Here is a 17,196-nt window from a genome sequence, read left to right on the forward strand (position 1 = left end):
CGCCCGGCCCGGCGGGTGTCTCAGCCACGCGCGCCTCGTCCGGCCCGGCGGTTGTCTCAGCCACGCGCGCCCCCCTCGACGGGCGCCACGGCGAACGAGACTCCGCCCCGCCGCGCCCGCACGCTCCCCACCAGGTAGCCGCCCGCCGCCGTGAGTACCCCGGCGACGATCGCGCCCGCCCGTCCCGCGCCGCCCGGCCGGGCCAGCAGGGCGTCGCGCAACCCGCGCACCACGCCGGCCGGCAGGACCCGGGTGGCGTACCGGCGTTCGGACTCGAGGCCCTTGTCCGCGCCGACGCTGCGCGCCACCAGGGCCTTGGACAGGCCCTCGGCGTAGGTGCGGGTACGGAAGTAGCCGAAGTGCTCGCGCGCCCCGGGCACCCGGTGGTGGATCACCGCCCGGTCGTCGATCAGCAGCACCGCGTCGGGCCGGGCGCGGGTGAGCCGGATGCACAGCTCGGTCTCCTCGCAGCCCAGCGGGCGCTTGTCGCCGTCGCGCCCGATGCCGGTGGCGAAGCCGCCCGCCGCGTCGAACGCCTCGCGCCGGAAGGACGCGTTGCCGCCCAGCACGTTGCGCACCCGGACCCGGCCGGGCGGCAGGCCCCGGTACGTGCAGCCCACCACCCAGTCGAACTCCTCCGGGAACCAGACCGGCCGGCGCCCCGACGCCCAGACGGGCACCGTGCGCCCGCCGACGGCGACGACCGCCGGGTCGGCGTACCCCTCGGCGAAGTGCCGCAGCCAGTCGCGCTCGGCCACGGCGTCGTCGTCGAGGAAGGCGATCACCTCCCCGCGCGAGGCGGCGATGCCGGTGTTGCGGCCGGCGGACAGACCGCGGGGGCCCGCGTTGGCGAGCACCCGCACGTCCCGCCGCTCCTTGTACTCCTTCAGCAGCCGTCCCCGCAGCGCCTCGTTGTGGTCGACGACCAGCAGCGTCTCCCGGGCCGGGCGGGACTGGGCCCGCACCGAGGAGACCGCCGCGAGGATGTCCTCCCAGCGGTCCTCGGTGTAGACGCAGATCACGACGGAGATCGTGAGCGAGGCGTCGGAACCGCTCAAGACGCCTGCCTCCGGACCGGGACGACCGATCCGACCGATCCGACCGGACCGGCCGGGCCGAGTGTCGGCGAGTGCGTACGGCTGCGCAGCGCACGCCGGTTGGAACGCTCGTCGAGGATCACTCTGAGCACCCGCAGCCCGTCCCGCACGGCGCGCAGGTTGCTGACGCCGTGGATGCGCAGGTACTCGTGGCTGGGGATCTCCTGGACCTTCAGACCCGCCTTGACGACCCGGATGTTCATCAGGGTCTCGACCTCGAAGCCGGTGCAGTCGAGGTCGATCTTGTCCAGGCAGTGCCGCCAGAACGCGTTGTAGCCGTAGCACAGGTCGGTGTACCGGGCGCCGAACTTCCGGTTGACCACCGCGCACAGGGCGCGGTTGCCGAGCTTGCGGATGAAGGTCATGTCGTCGGTGCCGCCGCCGTTGGCGAAGCGGGACCCCTTGGCGAAGTCGGCGCCGGAGACGAGGGCGGAGACGTACGACACGATCTCCTGGCCGTCGGCCGAGCCGTCGGCGTCGACCATCACGATGATGTCCCCGGTGCACGCCTTGAAGCCGGTGATCAGCGCGTCCCCCTTGCCCTTGCCGCGCTGCTCGACGACCTTGACGCCGGGCCACAGTTCGCGGGCGACCTCGACGGTGGCGTCGGTGGAGTTGCCGTCCACGAGGACGACCTCGTGGACCCAGTCGGGCAGTGTCTTGAAGACGTAGGGAAGGTTCTCCGCCTCGTTCATGGCGGGTATCACCACGCTCACCGGCGGCGCTATCGCCAGATGCGAGGAGACGGGCCGGTACCCGGCGGGCGACGGCTCGGGCGACGAATCGGGTGACGGATCGCTGCCCGTCGACGCCGGCTGCAGAACTGAGCTCATGAGTCTGGTCCCTCTCGTCCGGCGGACCGCCCGCCCCAGGGGCGGTCCGGCTCTGTATCCGGTTCGAAAGGGGGGTTCTCACCCACGGCGCGGCGGCATGGATCTCCGTGCGTGCCAGGTGAGCTGGCAAAGCCTGTCGGCGCCGGAAGAAAACGGCAGCCGACCGCGCGGCACGGCCCGGTCACCGGTTCGGTCACCGAGCACGGCACCCCCCTACCGCGCGTCCCGCCCCGGTCCGCCGCGGCCTCGAGCCCTCCCCTGAGCCGCTTGCCGACGTACCGATGCGGGAGATGTATGACGGTATTGACGTTTGAACCCGTATGGCAAGACCTGGAACCAGGTCTCACGTTTTTGTTGGTTTGCCGTCATCTGTTCTTCTCGGAGGGTGATTTCGCACGGAGTGGGTCCCCCTGGACCGTTCCGCTTTGCCCCCCGAAGCCCAAGATGCCGGGCCTCAATGTGGCGCAGCTCACCGGAGAGCGTCAAGGGCGCACTGGTGTTCCCGCTGACTTTCGTCCGATTTTGAATGACTGTCAGCCAATTCTTGGCATGGACACTTCCTATCGACGCGCGTAGCCGCTACCACGGTCATGGCAGAGATCCTGCTAAAGGAGGTTCCATGAGACGTTACCGACTTGTCGGCTTCCTGAGTTCAGTCCTCCTCGCCGCCGGCACCGCCCTCACCGGGGCCGTGACCGCTCAGGCGGCCCAACCCGCCGCTGCCGGGGGCTATGTGGCGCTCGGCGACTCCTACTCCTCCGGGGTCGGAGCGGGCAGCTACATCGCCTCCAGCGGCGACTGCAAGCGCAGCACGAAGGCCCATCCGTACCTGTGGGCCGCCGCCAACTCACCCTCGACGTTCGACTTCACCGCCTGCTCCGGCGCCCGTACGGGTGATGTTCTCGCCGGACAGCTCGGCCCGCTCAGCTCCGCCACCGGCCTGGTCTCGGTCAGCGTCGGCGGCAACGACGCGGGCTTCGCCGACGTCATGATGACGTGTGTGCTCCAGTCCGACAGCTCCTGCCTGTCGCGGATCGCCACCGCGAAGGCGTACGTCGACTCGACGCTGCCCGGCAAGCTCGACGGCGTCTACTCGGCGATCCGCAGCAAGGCCCCGGGCGCCCACGTCGTCGTCATCGGTTACCCGCGCTTCTACCAGCTCGGCACCTCCTGCATCGGCCTCTCCGAGACCAAGCGGAAGGCGATCAACGACGCCGCCGACCACCTCAACACCGCGATCGCCAAGCGCGCCGCCGACCACGGCTTCACCTTCGGCGACGTACGTCCCACCTTCACCGGCCACGAACTCTGCTCCGGCAGCTCCTGGCTGCACAGCGTGAACTGGCTCAACATCGGTGAGTCGTACCACCCGACCGCGGCCGGCCAGTCCGGCGGCTACCTGCCGGTCCTCAACGGCGCCGCCTGACCGGAAGCGGAAGGAGCAGGAGAAGAGGAAGGGGAGGCCCCGCCCGTCGGGGTCTCCGTCTCCGGCTCCGTCTCCGTCCCGGTCTCACAGGTCACGGAGAACGCCACCGGGTCCGACGTGGCCCGGACCGGAGACCGCACCTCGACGCGGACGGCACTCTCCAACGCGCCGCTGTCGCCGGTCGTCGTCACGACCACCGAATCCTGCCGCGAGCGGTCACCGCCCGCGGGGAAGGTCAGTGTCCTCCACCCCGGATCCGAGACCGAACCGTCCTGCGTCACCCAGCGGTAGCCGACCCGCGCGGGCAGCCGCCCCACCGTGAACGTCGCCGTGAAGACGGGCGCCCGGGCGTGCGGCGGAGGACAGGTCCCCGTGTAGTCGGTGTGCGAACCCGCCACTGAGACCCGTACCGACTGCGGTGGGGGACTGCTCTGCGGGCTGTGGCCGCCGGAAGAGGCCGACGGGCCCGGTTCCTCGCTCGGCTCCGTCGGGCCCGGCGCGGCCGAACTCGCCCCAGGGCCCCGGCTCCCGCCCGAACCCTCCGCACCGCCGGCACCGTCCGAACGGTTCAGCAGCGCGTACGTCAGTCCCGCCAGCGCCAGCGCGAGCACCGCCATTCCCAGGACCAGCACCGTCCGCGCGCGCCGGTCCCGTCCGCCGGGCGCGGACGGTCCGGGAGCCGACGCGGCCGCCGTCGCGTACACGGGCACCGGCGGGGCCGGTGAGGTCCCCGGCTCGGAACGGGCCGCGACCGTCGGGGCGTGGGCGCCGGCCGGCACCGTACCGGCGCGCGGTGTGCCTCCTCCGGAAGGGGTGCCCCCGGCCCCCACGAGCCGCAGCTCCCGCTCGGCCCGCTCGGCCAGAAGCCGCTCGGCCGGTTCCTTGCGCAGCAGCCCCTCGATGACGGGCGCGAGCGCACCGGCCCGGTGCGGCGGCGGCAACTCCTCGTCGACGACCGCCCGCAGGGTGCTCAGCGGGGTGTCCTGGCGGAAGGGCGTGGCACCTTCGACCGCCGCGTACAGCAGCACGCCCAGCGACCAGAGGTCGGACTCGGGGCCGGGCGTACGGCCCAGCGCCCGTTCCGGGGCGAGAAACTCGGGGGAGCCGATGACCTCGCCGGTCATGGTCAGCGCGGAGCTGCCCTCGACCATGGCGATGCCGAAGTCGGTGAGCACCACCCGGCCGTCGTTCGCCAGCAGCACGTTGGCCGGCTTCACGTCCCGGTGCAGCACCCCCGCGCCGTGCGCGGCCCGCAGCGCGGCCAGCACCTCGGCACCGATCAGCGCGGCCCGACGCGGTTCCAGCGGGCCCTCGGCCTCCAGCAGGTCGGCCAGCGACAGTCCGCGGACCAGCTCCATCACGATCCAGGGCCGGCCGCCGTCGGTGGCGACGTCGTACACCGTGACCACGTTGCGGTGGGCGACCCGGGCGGCGGCCCACGCCTCGCGCTCCAGCCGGGCGTACATCCGCCGTACGTCGGACTCCGGCAACCCGGCGGGCGCGCGCACCTCCTTGACGGCGACCTCGCGGTGCAGCACCTCGTCGCGGGCGCGCCACACCGTGCCCATGCCGCCCTCGCCGAGGGGGGACAGGAGACGGTAGCGGCCGTCGACCACGCGCTCACCGCCGGGTTCTCCGGACACCGGCGCCCCCTATGAGGTCTCGCGCGGACATTCCCCGGGAGCGGGCCCCGCTTCTCCCGCAGCCCCTCCCAAAGTAGCTCAGCCCAGTGCGGATGCGGCCCCCCTGAACACCAGACCGGCCCCGAGGACCACCACCACGAACGCCGTCCCGAGGGGAGCGGCCCGGCGCACCAGAGCGGCCCGCGGGCCCGACGCCCACCGGGGACGCCGCAGCAGGCGGCTCACACCACCGCCGAGCCGGACGACCGCGACACCGGCCGCGGTGAGGGTGAGGGCCAGCCCGACGCCGTACGCGACCACGAGGAGCAGGCCGAACCACGCCTGGCCGAGGGCCGCCGCGCCGACGAGCACCACCACGGCGGACGGGCTGGGCACGAGCCCGCCGGCGAAGCCGAGGAGGACCGTGCCGCGGAGGGTGGGGGCGGCGGGACGGGTGTGGGTGTGGGTGTGCGGGCCGTGAGTGTGTTCGTGTTCGTGTTCGCGTTCGTGGCTGTGGCTGTGGCTGTGGCTGTGGCTGTGGCCGTGCGCGTGGCCCCGGTCGCGGAGCGCGCGGCGCAGGAGGCCCGCGCCCGCCAGGGTCACGAGGACACCGCTGGCGACGCCGAGCCAGGCGACGACCGAGGGCGCGGCCGCCGAGCCCGCGGTGACCAGCAGGCCGAGGGCGACCACACCCAGGGTGTGCGTGACCGTCACCGAGGCGGCCATCGGCAGGACGTCCTTCAGCCGGGCCCCGCCGCCCCGGGCGGCCGCGGTCGCCGCCATCAGCGTCTTGCCGTGGCCCGGGGCGAGCGCGTGCATCGCGCCCAGGACGACCGCGATGACGAGGGCGAGACCGGCGAAGCCGGGGGTGAGATCGCGGCGGGCGACCAGGGAGTCCAGGGCACGGGTCCAGCGGTCGGCGCCGCGGGGCAGGACGGAGGCGGCGGGAGCGTCCGGCGCGTCCCGGCCCAGGGCGGGGCCGCCGGGCCGGGCACGCAGGGACGCGCTCGCGGTGTCGGCCGGGGAGTCGAGCGACTCCTTTGGGTAGCGGGTCAGTTCGCGCGAGGCCGAGGCCGTCGGCACGTCCGACGCGGTGAGCGTCGTACGGTCGCCGCGCGCGGTGATCTCCCGCCAGCCGGGCCCGGACGAGGCACCGGCGGCGCGGAAGCCGACGGCCGTCCCGGCCGACTGCGGCAGCGGGGCGGTGAGCCGGCACTCCAGGCGCAGGGTGTCGAGCCCGGCCTGACCGGGCCGCACGCGTGCGTGGCTGTGCCGCGCGGTGAGGGCGACCGTACGGCCGTCGACGGTGAGTCGGCTGTCCCGGGCGGCCTTCTCGCAGCGCCGCCGGGCCCACTCGGCGATGCCGAGCCGTGCCACGTCGGGACCGGCCTGGGTCGCCGGGATCTCGGCGAGGTCCTCGACGTGGTCGACGCGGAGTTCGCCGGGGGCCACGACCAGGCCGTCGTAGCGGTTGACGGTGAAGTTGCCGAGCGGATGCGCGCTCGCGCCGGCCGCGGGGAGCAGGGCGAGGGCGCAGGCGGCGGTGAGGACGGCGGCGCCGCGCGCCAGTAGGCGGCGGGTACTCAACGGGCCGCCTCCAGGTCCTTCAGTGCCGTACGGGCCTCGCGGGCGCCGAGCGGAGAGAAACCGGGGTTCAGGTCCAGTGCCGCCCGCAGATGGCGACGGGCGTCCTCGTCCCGCCCCACCGCCCGCTCGATGATGCCCAGATGGTGGAGGAAGGCGGCGTTGCGGTACCCCGTCGCCGTGGCCCGCCGGGCGTACGGCAACGCCTCCGCGTCGCGGCCGCCGACGTGCAGTGCCCAGGCGAGGGCGTCCGCGGTGTGCACGGTGCGGCGGCGGTCCCACTCGGCGCGGGCCGCGCGCAGCGCCGCGTCCTTGTCGCCGTGGTCGGCGGCGGCGAGGGCGGTGTCCAGGCCGGCGTGGACACCGCCGGACCGGGCCAGCGCCGTCCACGCGTCGACGAGGGCGTACTGCTCGCGGGCCTTCGCCCGCTCCCCCCGCGCCTCGTACAGCTCGCCGAGCGCGACGAGCGGTCCGGGCAGCGGGGAGCGGGCGACGACGTCCTCCAGGTCCCTGACCGCACCCTCCCGGTCGCCGCGCGCGGCCTTCGCGCGGGCGCGGCCCTCCAGGGCGGGCAGATGGGTGTCGTCGGCGGCGAGGGCACGGGCGTAGTGGCGCAGGGCGGCCGGGTGGTCCCCCTGGTTCCACGCGAGCCGGCCCAACCGGGTGGCGACGTAGGCCACGTCGGCGGGGGAGGAGGCGCTCGCGAGGGCCCGCTCCAGCACCTGGCGCGCGGTGTCCACCTCGCCGCGCAGCTCGCGGACGTACGCGTACCGCGTGAAGACCGGGACGCCCGGCCGCCGGGTGTCGGCGGTGTCGGCGGCCCGTGCCGCGTCGTCGTAGCGGCCGAGTTCGACGAGGGCGTCGATGCGGGAGCACAGGGCGTGTTCGTTGTAGGGGTTCGCCTTCAGGGCCCGGTCGGCGTACGTCAGCGCGTCCGTGAAGTCGTGCCGGGCGGCGGCGAGGGCGGCGCGACCGGCCAGGGCCCGGTCGTTGCCGGGCTTCAGCTCCAGGGAGCGGTTCAGGGCCTTCTCGGCCCGCGGGTAGTGGGAGGGGTCGCCGTCGGTGCGGGCCTGTTCGACGTAGGCCAGTCCGAGGGCCGCCCAGCCGCCGAAGTCCCGCGGCTGGGAACGGAGCCGGGCCCGCAGTTCCGGGACACTCGTGTCCGGGCGGACGCCGGTCAGCGGCCCCGGCCCGTCCCCGGGCGCACCGGTCGCCACGACGCCACGACCGTCCCGTACTCCGTCGACGGCCACGGACCCCGCCGTCAGCGCCACGGCCAGCAGAGCGGCACACCCGGCGAAGCGCGAAGCCCGCCGCTGCCGCCCCACCGCGGCGAACCGCCGTATGCCGGACCGGCGCCGGCCGGCTTCGGCGGCCTCGGCGTCTTCCGACCCGCCCGCGTCCTCGGTCCCGGACGGGGGCCCGGGCTCCTCGGCCGGTTCGCTGTCCGGCGCACTGTCGTTCCTGTGCGGGGCCATGCCTCTCCTCAGCGATCAAGCGGTCAAGCGGTGCCGGCGGTACCGGCGGTGCAAGCGACGGACGGAAGACGTGCGTGGGAAGCGGAGGCGGCGCGACCCGCCGTGGGGGAGGGGAAGGGAGCGGGCCGCGCCGGTCGGTGGGGCCGGTCAGTAGGCCCGGCCTCGCATGCGGCGCCACCACGCCAGGGCGCCGCCGATCAGCAGGATGCCGACGGCCCCGGCGCCCGCGGAGGCGGCGATGAGGGTCGTGTCGTCGGCGTCGGCCGGCCGCAGCGCGTCGCCCAACTGGTTGCGCACGCCGTTGCCCTCGCCGGTGCCGTCGGCGAGCGGGCCGCGTGAACCCTCGGTCGGGTTCGCCACGTACGGGAAGGCCTTCCCGAACTCCTTGTCGTTGGCGTCGACCGCGTCGCCCAGGTCGTTCGGGGCACCGACCAGCTCACCCTCGACCACCTGGAGCGCGGCGTCGAGCACGTCGTCGGTCAGCCTGCGCCCGTTGGGGAAGCCCGCGTTGTCGCCGTCGAGGACGCCGAGACGTCCGGGCTCGGCGGCCGGTGCGACGGAGGTGTTCAGGCGTAGCTGCTCGGAGGGGGTGACGTGGGGCGGCCGGTTGAGGTCCTCGACGCCCTTGAGGAACACGTCGACGAGGTCGTCGCGCGGCTCGGCGGGCGCCTCGATCTCGTAGATCGCCTCGATCTCGTAGATCGCCTCGATGAGCTTCGGCAGCTCGGGATGGGTGACGTTCCGCAGGAACCGCGCGTCGTCCGCGGGTGCGGACGCGTTGAAGGTGTCCTTGTCCTTCAGCGGGTTGACGACCTCGTTCACCAGCGGGTTGCCGAGCCGCGAGACCTGGGTGAACTCGCCCTGGGCGTTCTTGCGCCGCGTGGTCGACCAGATGCCCACGACCGGCTGCTCCGCCGACTCCACGATCATGTCGGTCGGGACCTGGAGGGCGATCGAGTTGACGTTGTACCCCGCGAGGGTGTCGTTTCCGACCTCGGACAGGTTCCCGCCGTACAGCAGGTCGAAGACGCGCAGATCCAGGAAGAACGGGTCGTCGGCCTGCCCCGCGAACGTCTTCGCCCCGCCGGCCAGCTCGTGGACCGCCTGGTCACGCAGAGCCCCGTAGTCCGGCATCGACGCCTTGCCGACGTTCGACGGTGCCACCGGCACCTCGTGGGCGATCGTCGTCCGGGACTCCTCCTTCCCCTCGTGCAGCTTGATGAGGTCGATGTCGTAGGTCTGGGTGATGTTGAGGTCCGGGTCGTCGAGGCTGGTGACGGGGCCCGTGTTGTAGAGGAACGTCTTGTCGTTCTTCGTGTGCGTGGTGAACGTGTACCGGAACACCAGGTCGTCCTGCGCGTCGCCGTCGTTGTCGACGTGGAGGTCGTACTGGGCGTCCTGCGCGAAGGTGAAGAAGTTCGGCCCGCCGGCCGGTTCCTCGAACGGGATCCAGTTGGCGACGAGCGTCGTGGTGTCCGGCCGGTCCGGGCTCACGAAGGCGTACAGATCCGTGTTGTCGTACTGCGGGTTCCCCGATATCAGCGGGGCCTCCCGGTGGCTGGAGGCGGACGCCGCCCCCGGTTCCAGCGCGGTCACGCCGGCGGCCGCGAGCCCTCCGGCGGCCAGCGCGCCGCAGACCAGCGTGGCGACGCCCCGGCGCCGTGCGCCACCGCTTCCGGAGATAGGTGTCATGCCGTCCGTCCTCTGTGCCGATGTGCCGACTTCCCTGACGCACCGGCATTCGGAGCGCTCCCGGACCCGGATTGGTCGAACCCGGGAAAAGGCCCGGAACGAGCCCGCGAGGGACCAGGAACGAGCCCGCGAGGCGCCCGGAACGAGCCCGCGAGGGACCAGGAACGAGCCCGGAGGGCCCCGGAACGAGCCCGCGAGGGACCCGGACTCCGATTCCGCCGCCAACACGTGGCCGGCCGGCCCGCGTTTTCCGCCCGCTGATCCGTAACCACTGCGGAGGGCGTGCCGCCGCGCGCCCGGCGGTGACGTGGACGGGCCGGGCACGGCCCGCGGGGAGAGGGGGACCGGGTGGAGGCGGACGAGCTGCTGATGCTCGTGGCGGACGGCGACCAGAAGGCCTTCGAGGAGCTGTACGGGCTGGTCTCCGGGCCGGTGTTCGGACTCGTACGGCGCGTGGTGCGCGACCGGGCCCAGTCGGAGGAGGTGGCGCAGGAGGTGCTGCTCGAACTCTGGCGGTCCGCCGCGCGGTTCGACCCGCGCCGGGGGAGCGCCCTGTCCTGGATCCTCACCGTCGCCCACCGCCGCGCCGTCGACCGGGTGCGCAGCGCCCGTGCGGCCGGTGAACGCGAGCAGCGCGAGGCCCGCCGCGCCCACCACCCCGCTTTCGACCAGGTCTCGGAGGAGGTCGAGGCGGGTCTGGAACGCGAGTGGGTGCGCCGCTGCCTGGACCGGCTGACCGCACTGCAGCGGCAGTCGGTCACCCTCGCCTACTACGACGGCTACACCTACCGGGAAGTGGCCGAGCGCCTCTCCCTTCCGCTGGGCACGGTGAAGACACGCATGAGAGACGGACTCAACCGCCTGCGCGACTGCCTGGGAGGTGTCGCATGAGCCTCTTCGGCCGGCTGCCGCGCCGCGGCGACCTCCACTCGCTCGCCGCCCCCTACGCCCTGGACGCCCTGGAAGGAGCCGAACGGGTCCGCTTCGAACGGCACCTGGACGGATGCGACCGCTGCGCCGCCGAGGTGCGGGCGCTGTCCGAGGACGCCGTCCGGCTGGCCTGGTCCACGGCCGCCCCGGCGCCGGCCGCCCTGCGGGAGCGGGTCCTGGCCGCCGTCCGCGGCACTCCGCAGGAGCCGGCGCCCGGGCGGGGGCCCGCGCGCCGGCTGCCGCCGCATGTGTGGGGTGTACAGCCGCCGCCGGAGCGCTCCCGCGCGTCCCGGCCGCGCCCCCTGCTCGTGCCCTTCGCCACGGCGACGGCCGCCGCGGCGCTCGTGGTCGCCTCGCTCTTCGCCGTGCAGGCGGACCGCACGCGGGACGAGCTGGACGCCGCGCGCGACCGGGCGCGTGAGATCGCCCACGTTCTGGCCGCTCCGGACGCCCGCGCGACGAGCGGCGAGGACGCCCGGGGCCGCGGCATCGGAGTTGTCGCCTCCGCGTCCGAGGGGCGCGCGGTCGTCACCCTGAGCGGGTACGGCGAGCCGTCCGGCGACCGCGTGCACCAACTGTGGCTCATGCGCCCCGGCGCCGTGCCGCGCTCCCTCGGGCTGTTCGACGGCGACGAGCCCCTGGTCGCCTCCGCCCTGGACCGGTCCGCCACGTCACTGGCGGTGACGGTCGAGCCCGACGGGGGCTCGGCCCGGCCGACGAGCAGACCGGTTGTCCAACTCACCCTGGGATCTGTCGGATTCGGAGAGTAATCGTCAACCCCCCTACGGGGAAGGTGAATCCTGTGACCGCGATACACGCATGCCGTACCGGGGCGATAGGGTTACTCTGCCCGGGCCGGGTGGACTCGTACGGGTGGGGAGTGACATGGAACAGATAACGGTGCGCAGCAGGGCAAGGGTCCCTGCGATCACGTGCGGAAGCAGCGCGACCAGCTCGCGTCTCGACCGCCATCTCGCGGTGCTCGGAGGGCCTGCCCTCCCGCAACGGGAGACGGTGGAGGCGACGTCGCTGATGCGCGAGCTGACCGCGCGGGAGCCCGCGCACAAGCGCAGCAGCAGGGGCGCCAGGGTGCGCCGGGTCTCGCTGTTCGCGCCACTGCGCCGACTGCGCCGCTCGCTTTTCGGCGGCAACTGAGGCCCGCGCGCCGGCGGTCACACCGACCCGGCGCGGCGCCGCGCACCCGTCCGTCATCCCCACGGCACGCAGCGGCGCCCCGGTGTGCTCCCGAGCGCGGGTAATCCCCCGTACGCCCGTCCCCGTTCGTACGCGCGCTCCTCCCGTACGTCCTTTCTCCCGTACGTCCGTTTCTCTCGTACGTCCGTCGCGCCGACTCCGCCCGGCGTCACGCGCACCGGACCGCTCAGCCCTCCCCGCGCGCGTACCGGCGCACGGCGGGCGGGGACGAACACCGCCGGCAGCACCGCGCGCCCGTTCGCCGCCCTGGTCCGAGGAGCGGGAGAACGCCATGCGCATCGCCTACCCGGGCCGGCAGGTCGCGAGCGGCGCCTACCCGCGGCCGGCGGCGTCCTTCGCCGAGGACGCCGGTCCGATCGACCTGGAGGCGGTCTTCGAACGGGCGCTGACGCGGTTGCTGGGCGGGTTCGCCCGAGCCGGGGCCCGCCTTGCCCGGTCATCCGGGCGTAAGGCCTGCCGGGCCTGCCGACGAGAGGGTGACGGGGGGCCTACAGCAGCGCGAGCTGCCCCTCCGGCCCCTCCTCCCGGCCGTCCAGGACGGAGGCCGGCCGACGGGCCGCCGGGGGCACCGGCAGTACACCCGCCTCGCGCAGCTCGGCCGACGTGATCTCGTCCGTCACGGTCAGTTCCCGGCACCGCGGCCGCACCTCGGCGAGCAGGGCGAGGACCGTGATCAGTTCCAGCAGCTCGGACGTCCAGGCCTGCGGCCAGGTGGCCGGGCGGATCGCCGCCAGTGTGCCCGGCTCGCCCTCGGCGGCGCGGGCCGCGAACCACTGCTCCAGCACCCGTGCGCCGCCCACCTCGAAGTCCCAGGCGCCGGGCGGCACGGGGGAGACGCGGCCCTCGTCCAGGTACAGGGCCTCCTCGTCCCGGTCGTAGCGCAGGGTCAACGGGCGCGCGGGCAGCGGGGCGCGGACGTACGGGCGACGGCCGCCGGGCAGTCTGGGGCGCTCGCCGTCGCGGCGCATCAGCCAAAGGACGCGCCGGCCCAGGCCCACCCCGCGCTCCCACAGCGCGGGGTCCGCGGTGAGCGGCACCAGGGAGTCCTCCCGCACGGTCGCCACCGCCCAGGCCAGCACGTCCACCGGCTCCGGACGTCGGCCGAGCCGGGCGGCCAGGTGGTCCAGGAGACCGGGGGCCAGGTTCGGCTCCGCGCCGCCGGGGCGTCGGTACAGCGGGCGCACCCGGGTCCCGCCGAGCAGTGGCAGCCGCGAGGTGGCGACCAGCAGGGGAGGGCCTGCGGCGCCGGGCGCCGCCGCCACGAAGACCTGCCGTTCGTCCGCCACCCGCCACAGCTCCGGACGGGCCGCGTCGATCAGCCGGTGGTCGGGAATCAGCCATTGCTCGTCGAAGGGCGCGCGCAGCACACGGACCGGTTCCGGACACGGCCCCGAGGCGCGCGCCAGCCTCTCGGTGCCACCCGACCCGCCCGGCAGCCGCCCGACCGCCGTGTGCGGTGTCCGCGAGCGCGTCGGCTCGAACAGGGCCTCGCGGTCGGGGCCCTCGGCCTTGACCAGAGTGTTCCAGCGGGCTTTGAGGGACGCCGCGTCGGGCGCCGTCGGCCACCCCCGGCCGAGCCGCGGCGGTGCGACGGACCACGGCATGAGGTCCGCCAGCGGCGGAGCGTCGTCGTGCGTCACGCTGGGCATCGTACGACGGGGCGCCGGGGCCTCACGTGGCATCCAGGGTGACCGTGAAGGAGAAGCGGTCCCCCCGGTAGTGGATGACCGCCACGTCCAGCACCCGCCCCGCCGTGTCGTACGTGATGCCCGTGTAGTGCAGGATCGGGCTGAGCAGCGGGACTTCGAGCAGCCGCGCCGTCTCCGGGTCCGCGAGCCGTGCCTCGACGGTGTCCGTGATCCGGCTGATGTCCACCCCCACCACGTCCCGCAGCACCTTGGTCATCGGCCAGCGGGCCAGGTCGTCCACGTCGATGCGGGCGGCGACTTCGGGACGGACGTAGTTGTGGGCGTGGTTCGTGGGCTCGCCCGTCGACTCGTCGCAGCGCAGCCGGTGGTACGTCGCCGTCTCGGCCAGGTCCGGGAAGAACTCGGCCAGTTCGGGCGGCACGGGGCCGGTGCCGTGGCCCAGCAGCTCGGCCTTCATGCCGGACTGCTGCGCCACGATCGCGTCCACCGAGCCCAGCAGTTGCACCGGGGCGCCCCGCCGGGCGTCGGGCTCGATGAACGTGCCGCGCCGGCGGTGACGCGTGATGAGCCCCTCGTCCTCGAGTTCCTTCAGCGCCTGCCGCATGGTCAGCACGCTCACCCCGTAGTGACCGGCCAACTGCTCCTCCGTGGGCAGGCGCAGCGGGTCCCGGGGCGAGCGGCCGAGTATCGAGGCGCGCAGCGACTGCGACACCTGGTACCAGAGCGGCAGCTTGCGGTTCAGGACGATGGAGTCCGGGGCGAAGGAGGTCACGGGCCATCCGTACCGGTAGGGAATCCTCAGTGCAAGGGGCGGAAGTGACGCTCCAGACCCTGCCAGACGTCGTCGTAGCGCGGCTGCAGGTGCTCGGCGCGGGCCGCCTGGGGGGTCAGGGTCACCGGCCACCGCGTCTCGAACATGAAGGCCAGCCCGTCGTCGATCCGCTGCGGCTTCAGCTCGGCGGCGCTCGCCCGGTCGAAGGTCTCCCGGTCCGGACCGTGCGCCGACATCATGTTGTGCAGCGAGCCGCCGCCCGGGACGAAGCCCTCCGCCTTGGCGTCGTAGGCGCCCTCGATCAGGCCCATGTACTCGCTCATCACGTTCCGGTGGAAGTAGGGCGGCCGGAAGGTGTCCTCGCCCACCAGCCAGCGCGGGGCGAAGACCACGAAGTCGACGCCCGCGAGGCCGGGGGTGTCCGACGGAGAGGTCAGCACCGTGAAGATCGACGGGTCGGGGTGGTCGTACGAGATGGTGCCGATGACGTTGAAGCGGCGCAGGTCGTACACGTACGGCACGTGGTTGCCGTGCCAGGCGACCACGTCGAGCGGGGAGTGGCCGTAGACGGCCGTCCAGAGGTTGCCGCAGAACTTGTTGACCACCTCCACCGGGCCCTCGACGTCCTCGTACGCGGCGACCGGTGCCATGAAGTCCCGCGCGTTCGCCAGGCCGTTGGCGCCGATCGGGCCGAGGTCGGGGAGGCGGAAGGGGGCGCCGTAGTTCTCGCAGACGTAGCCGCGGGCGTCCTCGTCGAGGAGTTCCACGCGAAAGCGCACGCCGCGCGGGATCAGGGCCACCTGGCCAGGCTCGGCCCGCAGCAGCCCGAACTCGGTGCGCAGCAGCAGGCCGCCGCGCTCCGGGACGATCAGCAACTCGCCGTCGGCGTCGCTGAAGACGCGCTCCATGGAGGCCGTGGCGTGGTACAGGTGCACGGCCATGCCGGTGCGCTGGGTGGCGTCGCCGTTGCCGCCGAGCGTCCACAGGCCCGCCAGGAAGTCCGTCCCGGCCCCGGGCCCGGGCAGCGGGTTCCACCGGAGCCGGTTCGGGTCCGGCACGGACTGGGTGAAGGGTGCCGTGCGGAGCGCGCCGTTGCCCGTGCGGGTGAACGCCGGGTGCGCGGCCGACGGGCGGATCCGGTACAGCCACGAACGCCGGTTGTGCGCCCTCGGCTCCGTGAACGCCGTGCCGCTCAACTGCTCCGCGTACAGGCCCAGCGGCGCCCGCTGCGGCGAGTTCCGGCCCTCGGGCAGGGCGCCCGGGACGGCCTCGGAGCCGTGCTCGTTGCCGAAACCGGACAGGTAGGCCAGTTGCTCCGCGGTCTTCCGCGCGTCCCCGCTCATTGATCGCTCCCTCGCAACCCGATTCCTATGGGACACCGTAGGATTGCGGTTTCCCGCGCGCAAGAGGTCGTACGGATCTTCCGGCTCCGCTTCGGCCCTTCCCGGTCGCAGGCAAGCGGGATGACCGGAACCGGCCCCCGGGGGATCCGGACTGTCGGACCGGTGTTCTAGTCTCCCGTCATGTCGTGGAGGCGGGGAGTACGTGCCGTGCTCGCGGTCTGTGTCCTGCTGCTGGCCGGATCCGCGGGCTGCGGCTCCGGTGACCCGGGCGAGCCGGAGGCCCGGGATTCGGCCACGCCGGTGGGCAGACTGCTCGACACCACCGACGAGGAGGGCCGGCGCTACCGGGAGGTGGACGGCGAGCGGGCGCCCGAGGTCGGCATCGAGGTGGAGCCCGAGAACGACGACAGTTGGGACGTACGCCTGACCGTCCGCCGTTTCCGGTTCTCGCCGGCCGGGACGGAGGCCAAGGCGGTGGCCGGCCGCGGCGTCGCCCACCTCTTCCTCGACGGCGACCTCCTCACCCGCCTGCGCGGACCGGAGTACCGCCTCGCCGCCGGCCTCGTACCGCGCGGCACCCACCAGCTCACGGTCCGCCTGTACGCCGACGACGGCACCGTCTGGGCCGTCGACGGCGAGCCCGTCGAGAGCACGGCGGACATCACGGCGTCGGACACGGAGCCGACGGAGGCGACCGGGCCGGAGGAGATCGAGGGCCAGGCCCTTCCCGCGCGTACGGCGGCCCGGTGAGCGGAGCCGGTGGCCACCGCCGTACTGAAGGTCACAGTTCACCCGACCGCGGCGGAAGGGCATCATGAAGACCGTGTCCCACGCGACCCCGCTCCGCCGTGCCCCCGTGCAGCGGCGCAGCGCCGAACGGCTGACCCGGATCCTCGACGCCTGCGCCGACCTCCTCGACGAGGTCGGCTACGACGCCCTGAGCACCCGGGCGGTGGCGCTGCGCGCGGGCGTGCCCATCGGCTCGGTGTACCGCTTCTTCGGCAACAAGCGGCAGATGGCCGACGCGCTGGCCCAGCGCAACCTGGAGCGTTACGCCGAGCGGGTGACCGAACGGCTGACGGCGGCGGGCGACGGCGGCTGGCGCGGGGCGCTGGACGCGGTGCTCGACGAGTACCTGGCGATGAAGCGGACCGCGCCCGGCTTCTCCCTGATCGACTTCGGCAACCAGATACCGGTCGGCGGCCGGCACACCGTCCCGAACCACCGGGTCGCGGACCGGCTCACCGAACTGCTCTCCGGCTACCTCGGCCGCCGCCCCGACGACGATCTGCGCCGCACCTTCCTCGTCGCCGTGGAGACGGCCGACACCCTCGTGCAACTCGCATTCCGGGTCGCGCCGGACGGGGACGGGAGGATCATCGAGGAGGCCCGGGAGCTGCTGCGGGCCTACCTGGGGCGCGTGCTGGACTGACGGCTCGGCCCGGACCGGCCGGCGGGCCGGTGCGGTACGGCCTTCAGTAGAAGTCTCCCCAACATGCCTACCGGTCGGTATGCTCGCCGCGAGAGAGCGCCGCTGCCGCCGCCCTACGGGAGG

At 73.8% G+C, this 17,196-nt stretch carries 15 protein-coding genes and 1 pseudogene; 7 read left to right on the top strand and 9 right to left on the bottom strand.

The window, feature by feature from the left end; all coding sequences use genetic code 11:
* Positions 1–56: 56 nt before the first annotated feature.
* Together B1H29_RS28870 and B1H29_RS28875 are read right to left on the bottom strand one after the other, a co-directional pair.
* Positions 57–1,058, bottom strand: coding sequence for a glycosyltransferase family 2 protein (locus B1H29_RS28870; protein ID WP_055416145.1), 1,002 nt, complete (start codon positions 1,056–1,058; stop codon positions 57–59).
* Positions 1,055–1,930, bottom strand: a complete 876-nt coding sequence (locus B1H29_RS28875) for a glycosyltransferase family 2 protein (protein ID WP_055416144.1) — start codon at positions 1,928–1,930, stop codon at positions 1,055–1,057. The genes B1H29_RS28870 and B1H29_RS28875 overlap by 4 nt, the downstream gene beginning before the upstream one ends.
* 619 nt (positions 1,931–2,549) lie before the next feature.
* On the opposite strand from B1H29_RS28875, the gene B1H29_RS28880 reads away from it, so the two are divergent.
* Positions 2,550–3,356, top strand: coding sequence for an SGNH/GDSL hydrolase family protein (locus tag B1H29_RS28880; protein WP_055416143.1), 807 nt, complete (start codon positions 2,550–2,552; stop codon positions 3,354–3,356).
* On the opposite strand, the gene B1H29_RS28885 is transcribed toward B1H29_RS28880, so the two are convergent.
* The 4 genes from B1H29_RS28885 to B1H29_RS28900 form a co-directional block, all read right to left on the bottom strand.
* Positions 3,326–4,999, bottom strand: coding sequence for a serine/threonine-protein kinase (locus B1H29_RS28885; protein ID WP_055416142.1), 1,674 nt, complete (start codon positions 4,997–4,999; stop codon positions 3,326–3,328). The two genes, B1H29_RS28880 and B1H29_RS28885, sit on opposite strands and share 31 nt — an antisense overlap.
* 78 nt (positions 5,000–5,077) lie before the next feature.
* The gene (locus tag B1H29_RS28890; RefSeq protein ID WP_055416141.1) at positions 5,078–6,565 is read right to left on the bottom strand and encodes a nickel transporter; all 1,488 of its coding nucleotides are present in this window, start codon (positions 6,563–6,565) and stop codon (positions 5,078–5,080) included.
* The gene (locus tag B1H29_RS28895) at positions 6,562–8,040 is read right to left on the bottom strand and encodes a tetratricopeptide repeat protein (protein ID WP_055416140.1); all 1,479 of its coding nucleotides are present in this window, start codon (positions 8,038–8,040) and stop codon (positions 6,562–6,564) included. Before B1H29_RS28895 ends, B1H29_RS28890 begins: the two co-directional genes overlap by 4 nt.
* Before the next feature lie 147 nt (positions 8,041–8,187).
* Positions 8,188–9,732: a DUF4331 domain-containing protein gene (locus B1H29_RS28900; protein WP_055416139.1), complete on the bottom strand. Its 1,545-nt coding sequence runs from the start codon at positions 9,730–9,732 to the stop codon at positions 8,188–8,190.
* Positions 9,733–10,080: 348 nt separating this feature from the next.
* Here B1H29_RS28900 and B1H29_RS28905 point away from each other — a divergent pair, with 348 nt between their 5' ends.
* The 4 genes and pseudogenes from B1H29_RS28905 to B1H29_RS39535 form a co-directional block, all read left to right on the top strand.
* Positions 10,081–10,623, top strand: a complete 543-nt coding sequence (locus B1H29_RS28905) for a sigma-70 family RNA polymerase sigma factor (RefSeq protein ID WP_055416138.1) — start codon at positions 10,081–10,083, stop codon at positions 10,621–10,623.
* A complete protein-coding gene (locus tag B1H29_RS28910; RefSeq protein WP_055416137.1) occupies positions 10,620–11,432 on the top strand; it encodes an anti-sigma factor in 813 nt (270 codons plus the stop codon). The genes B1H29_RS28905 and B1H29_RS28910 overlap by 4 nt, the downstream gene beginning before the upstream one ends.
* Before the next feature lie 115 nt (positions 11,433–11,547).
* Positions 11,548–11,817, top strand: coding sequence for a hypothetical protein (locus B1H29_RS28915; RefSeq protein WP_055416136.1), 270 nt, complete (start codon positions 11,548–11,550; stop codon positions 11,815–11,817).
* A gap of 283 nt (positions 11,818–12,100) precedes the next feature.
* Positions 12,101–12,289: pseudogene (locus B1H29_RS39535) on the top strand (TetR/AcrR family transcriptional regulator); the annotation flags it as partial.
* Between the two features lie 76 nt (positions 12,290–12,365).
* Here B1H29_RS39535 and B1H29_RS28925 read toward each other — a convergent pair.
* The 3 genes from B1H29_RS28925 to hmgA are packed head-to-tail and all read right to left on the bottom strand — an operon-like array spanning position 12,366 to position 15,641.
* The gene (locus B1H29_RS28925; RefSeq protein WP_055416135.1) at positions 12,366–13,526 is read right to left on the bottom strand and encodes a type ISP restriction/modification enzyme; all 1,161 of its coding nucleotides are present in this window, start codon (positions 13,524–13,526) and stop codon (positions 12,366–12,368) included.
* 22 nt (positions 13,527–13,548) lie between these two features.
* Positions 13,549–14,298 (bottom strand): GntR family transcriptional regulator, encoded by a 750-nt coding sequence (locus tag B1H29_RS28930; RefSeq protein ID WP_055416134.1) that lies wholly within the window; start codon positions 14,296–14,298, stop codon positions 13,549–13,551.
* Between the two features lie 26 nt (positions 14,299–14,324).
* Positions 14,325–15,641 (bottom strand): homogentisate 1,2-dioxygenase, encoded by a 1,317-nt coding sequence (gene hmgA / locus B1H29_RS28935; protein ID WP_055416133.1) that lies wholly within the window; start codon positions 15,639–15,641, stop codon positions 14,325–14,327.
* A 180-nt stretch (positions 15,642–15,821) separates the two neighbouring features.
* Here hmgA and B1H29_RS28940 point away from each other — a divergent pair, with 180 nt between their 5' ends.
* Both B1H29_RS28940 and B1H29_RS28945 read left to right on the top strand, forming a co-directional pair.
* The gene (locus B1H29_RS28940; protein WP_055416132.1) at positions 15,822–16,391 is read left to right on the top strand and encodes a hypothetical protein; all 570 of its coding nucleotides are present in this window, start codon (positions 15,822–15,824) and stop codon (positions 16,389–16,391) included.
* A gap of 64 nt (positions 16,392–16,455) precedes the next feature.
* Positions 16,456–17,073: a TetR/AcrR family transcriptional regulator gene (locus B1H29_RS28945; protein ID WP_055416131.1), complete on the top strand. Its 618-nt coding sequence runs from the start codon at positions 16,456–16,458 to the stop codon at positions 17,071–17,073.
* Positions 17,074–17,196 lie beyond the last annotated feature (123 nt).

Origin of the sequence: Streptomyces pactum (assembly GCF_002005225.1) — a bacterium.
GTDB classification, from domain to species: Bacteria; Actinomycetota; Actinomycetes; order Streptomycetales; family Streptomycetaceae; genus Streptomyces; species Streptomyces pactum_A.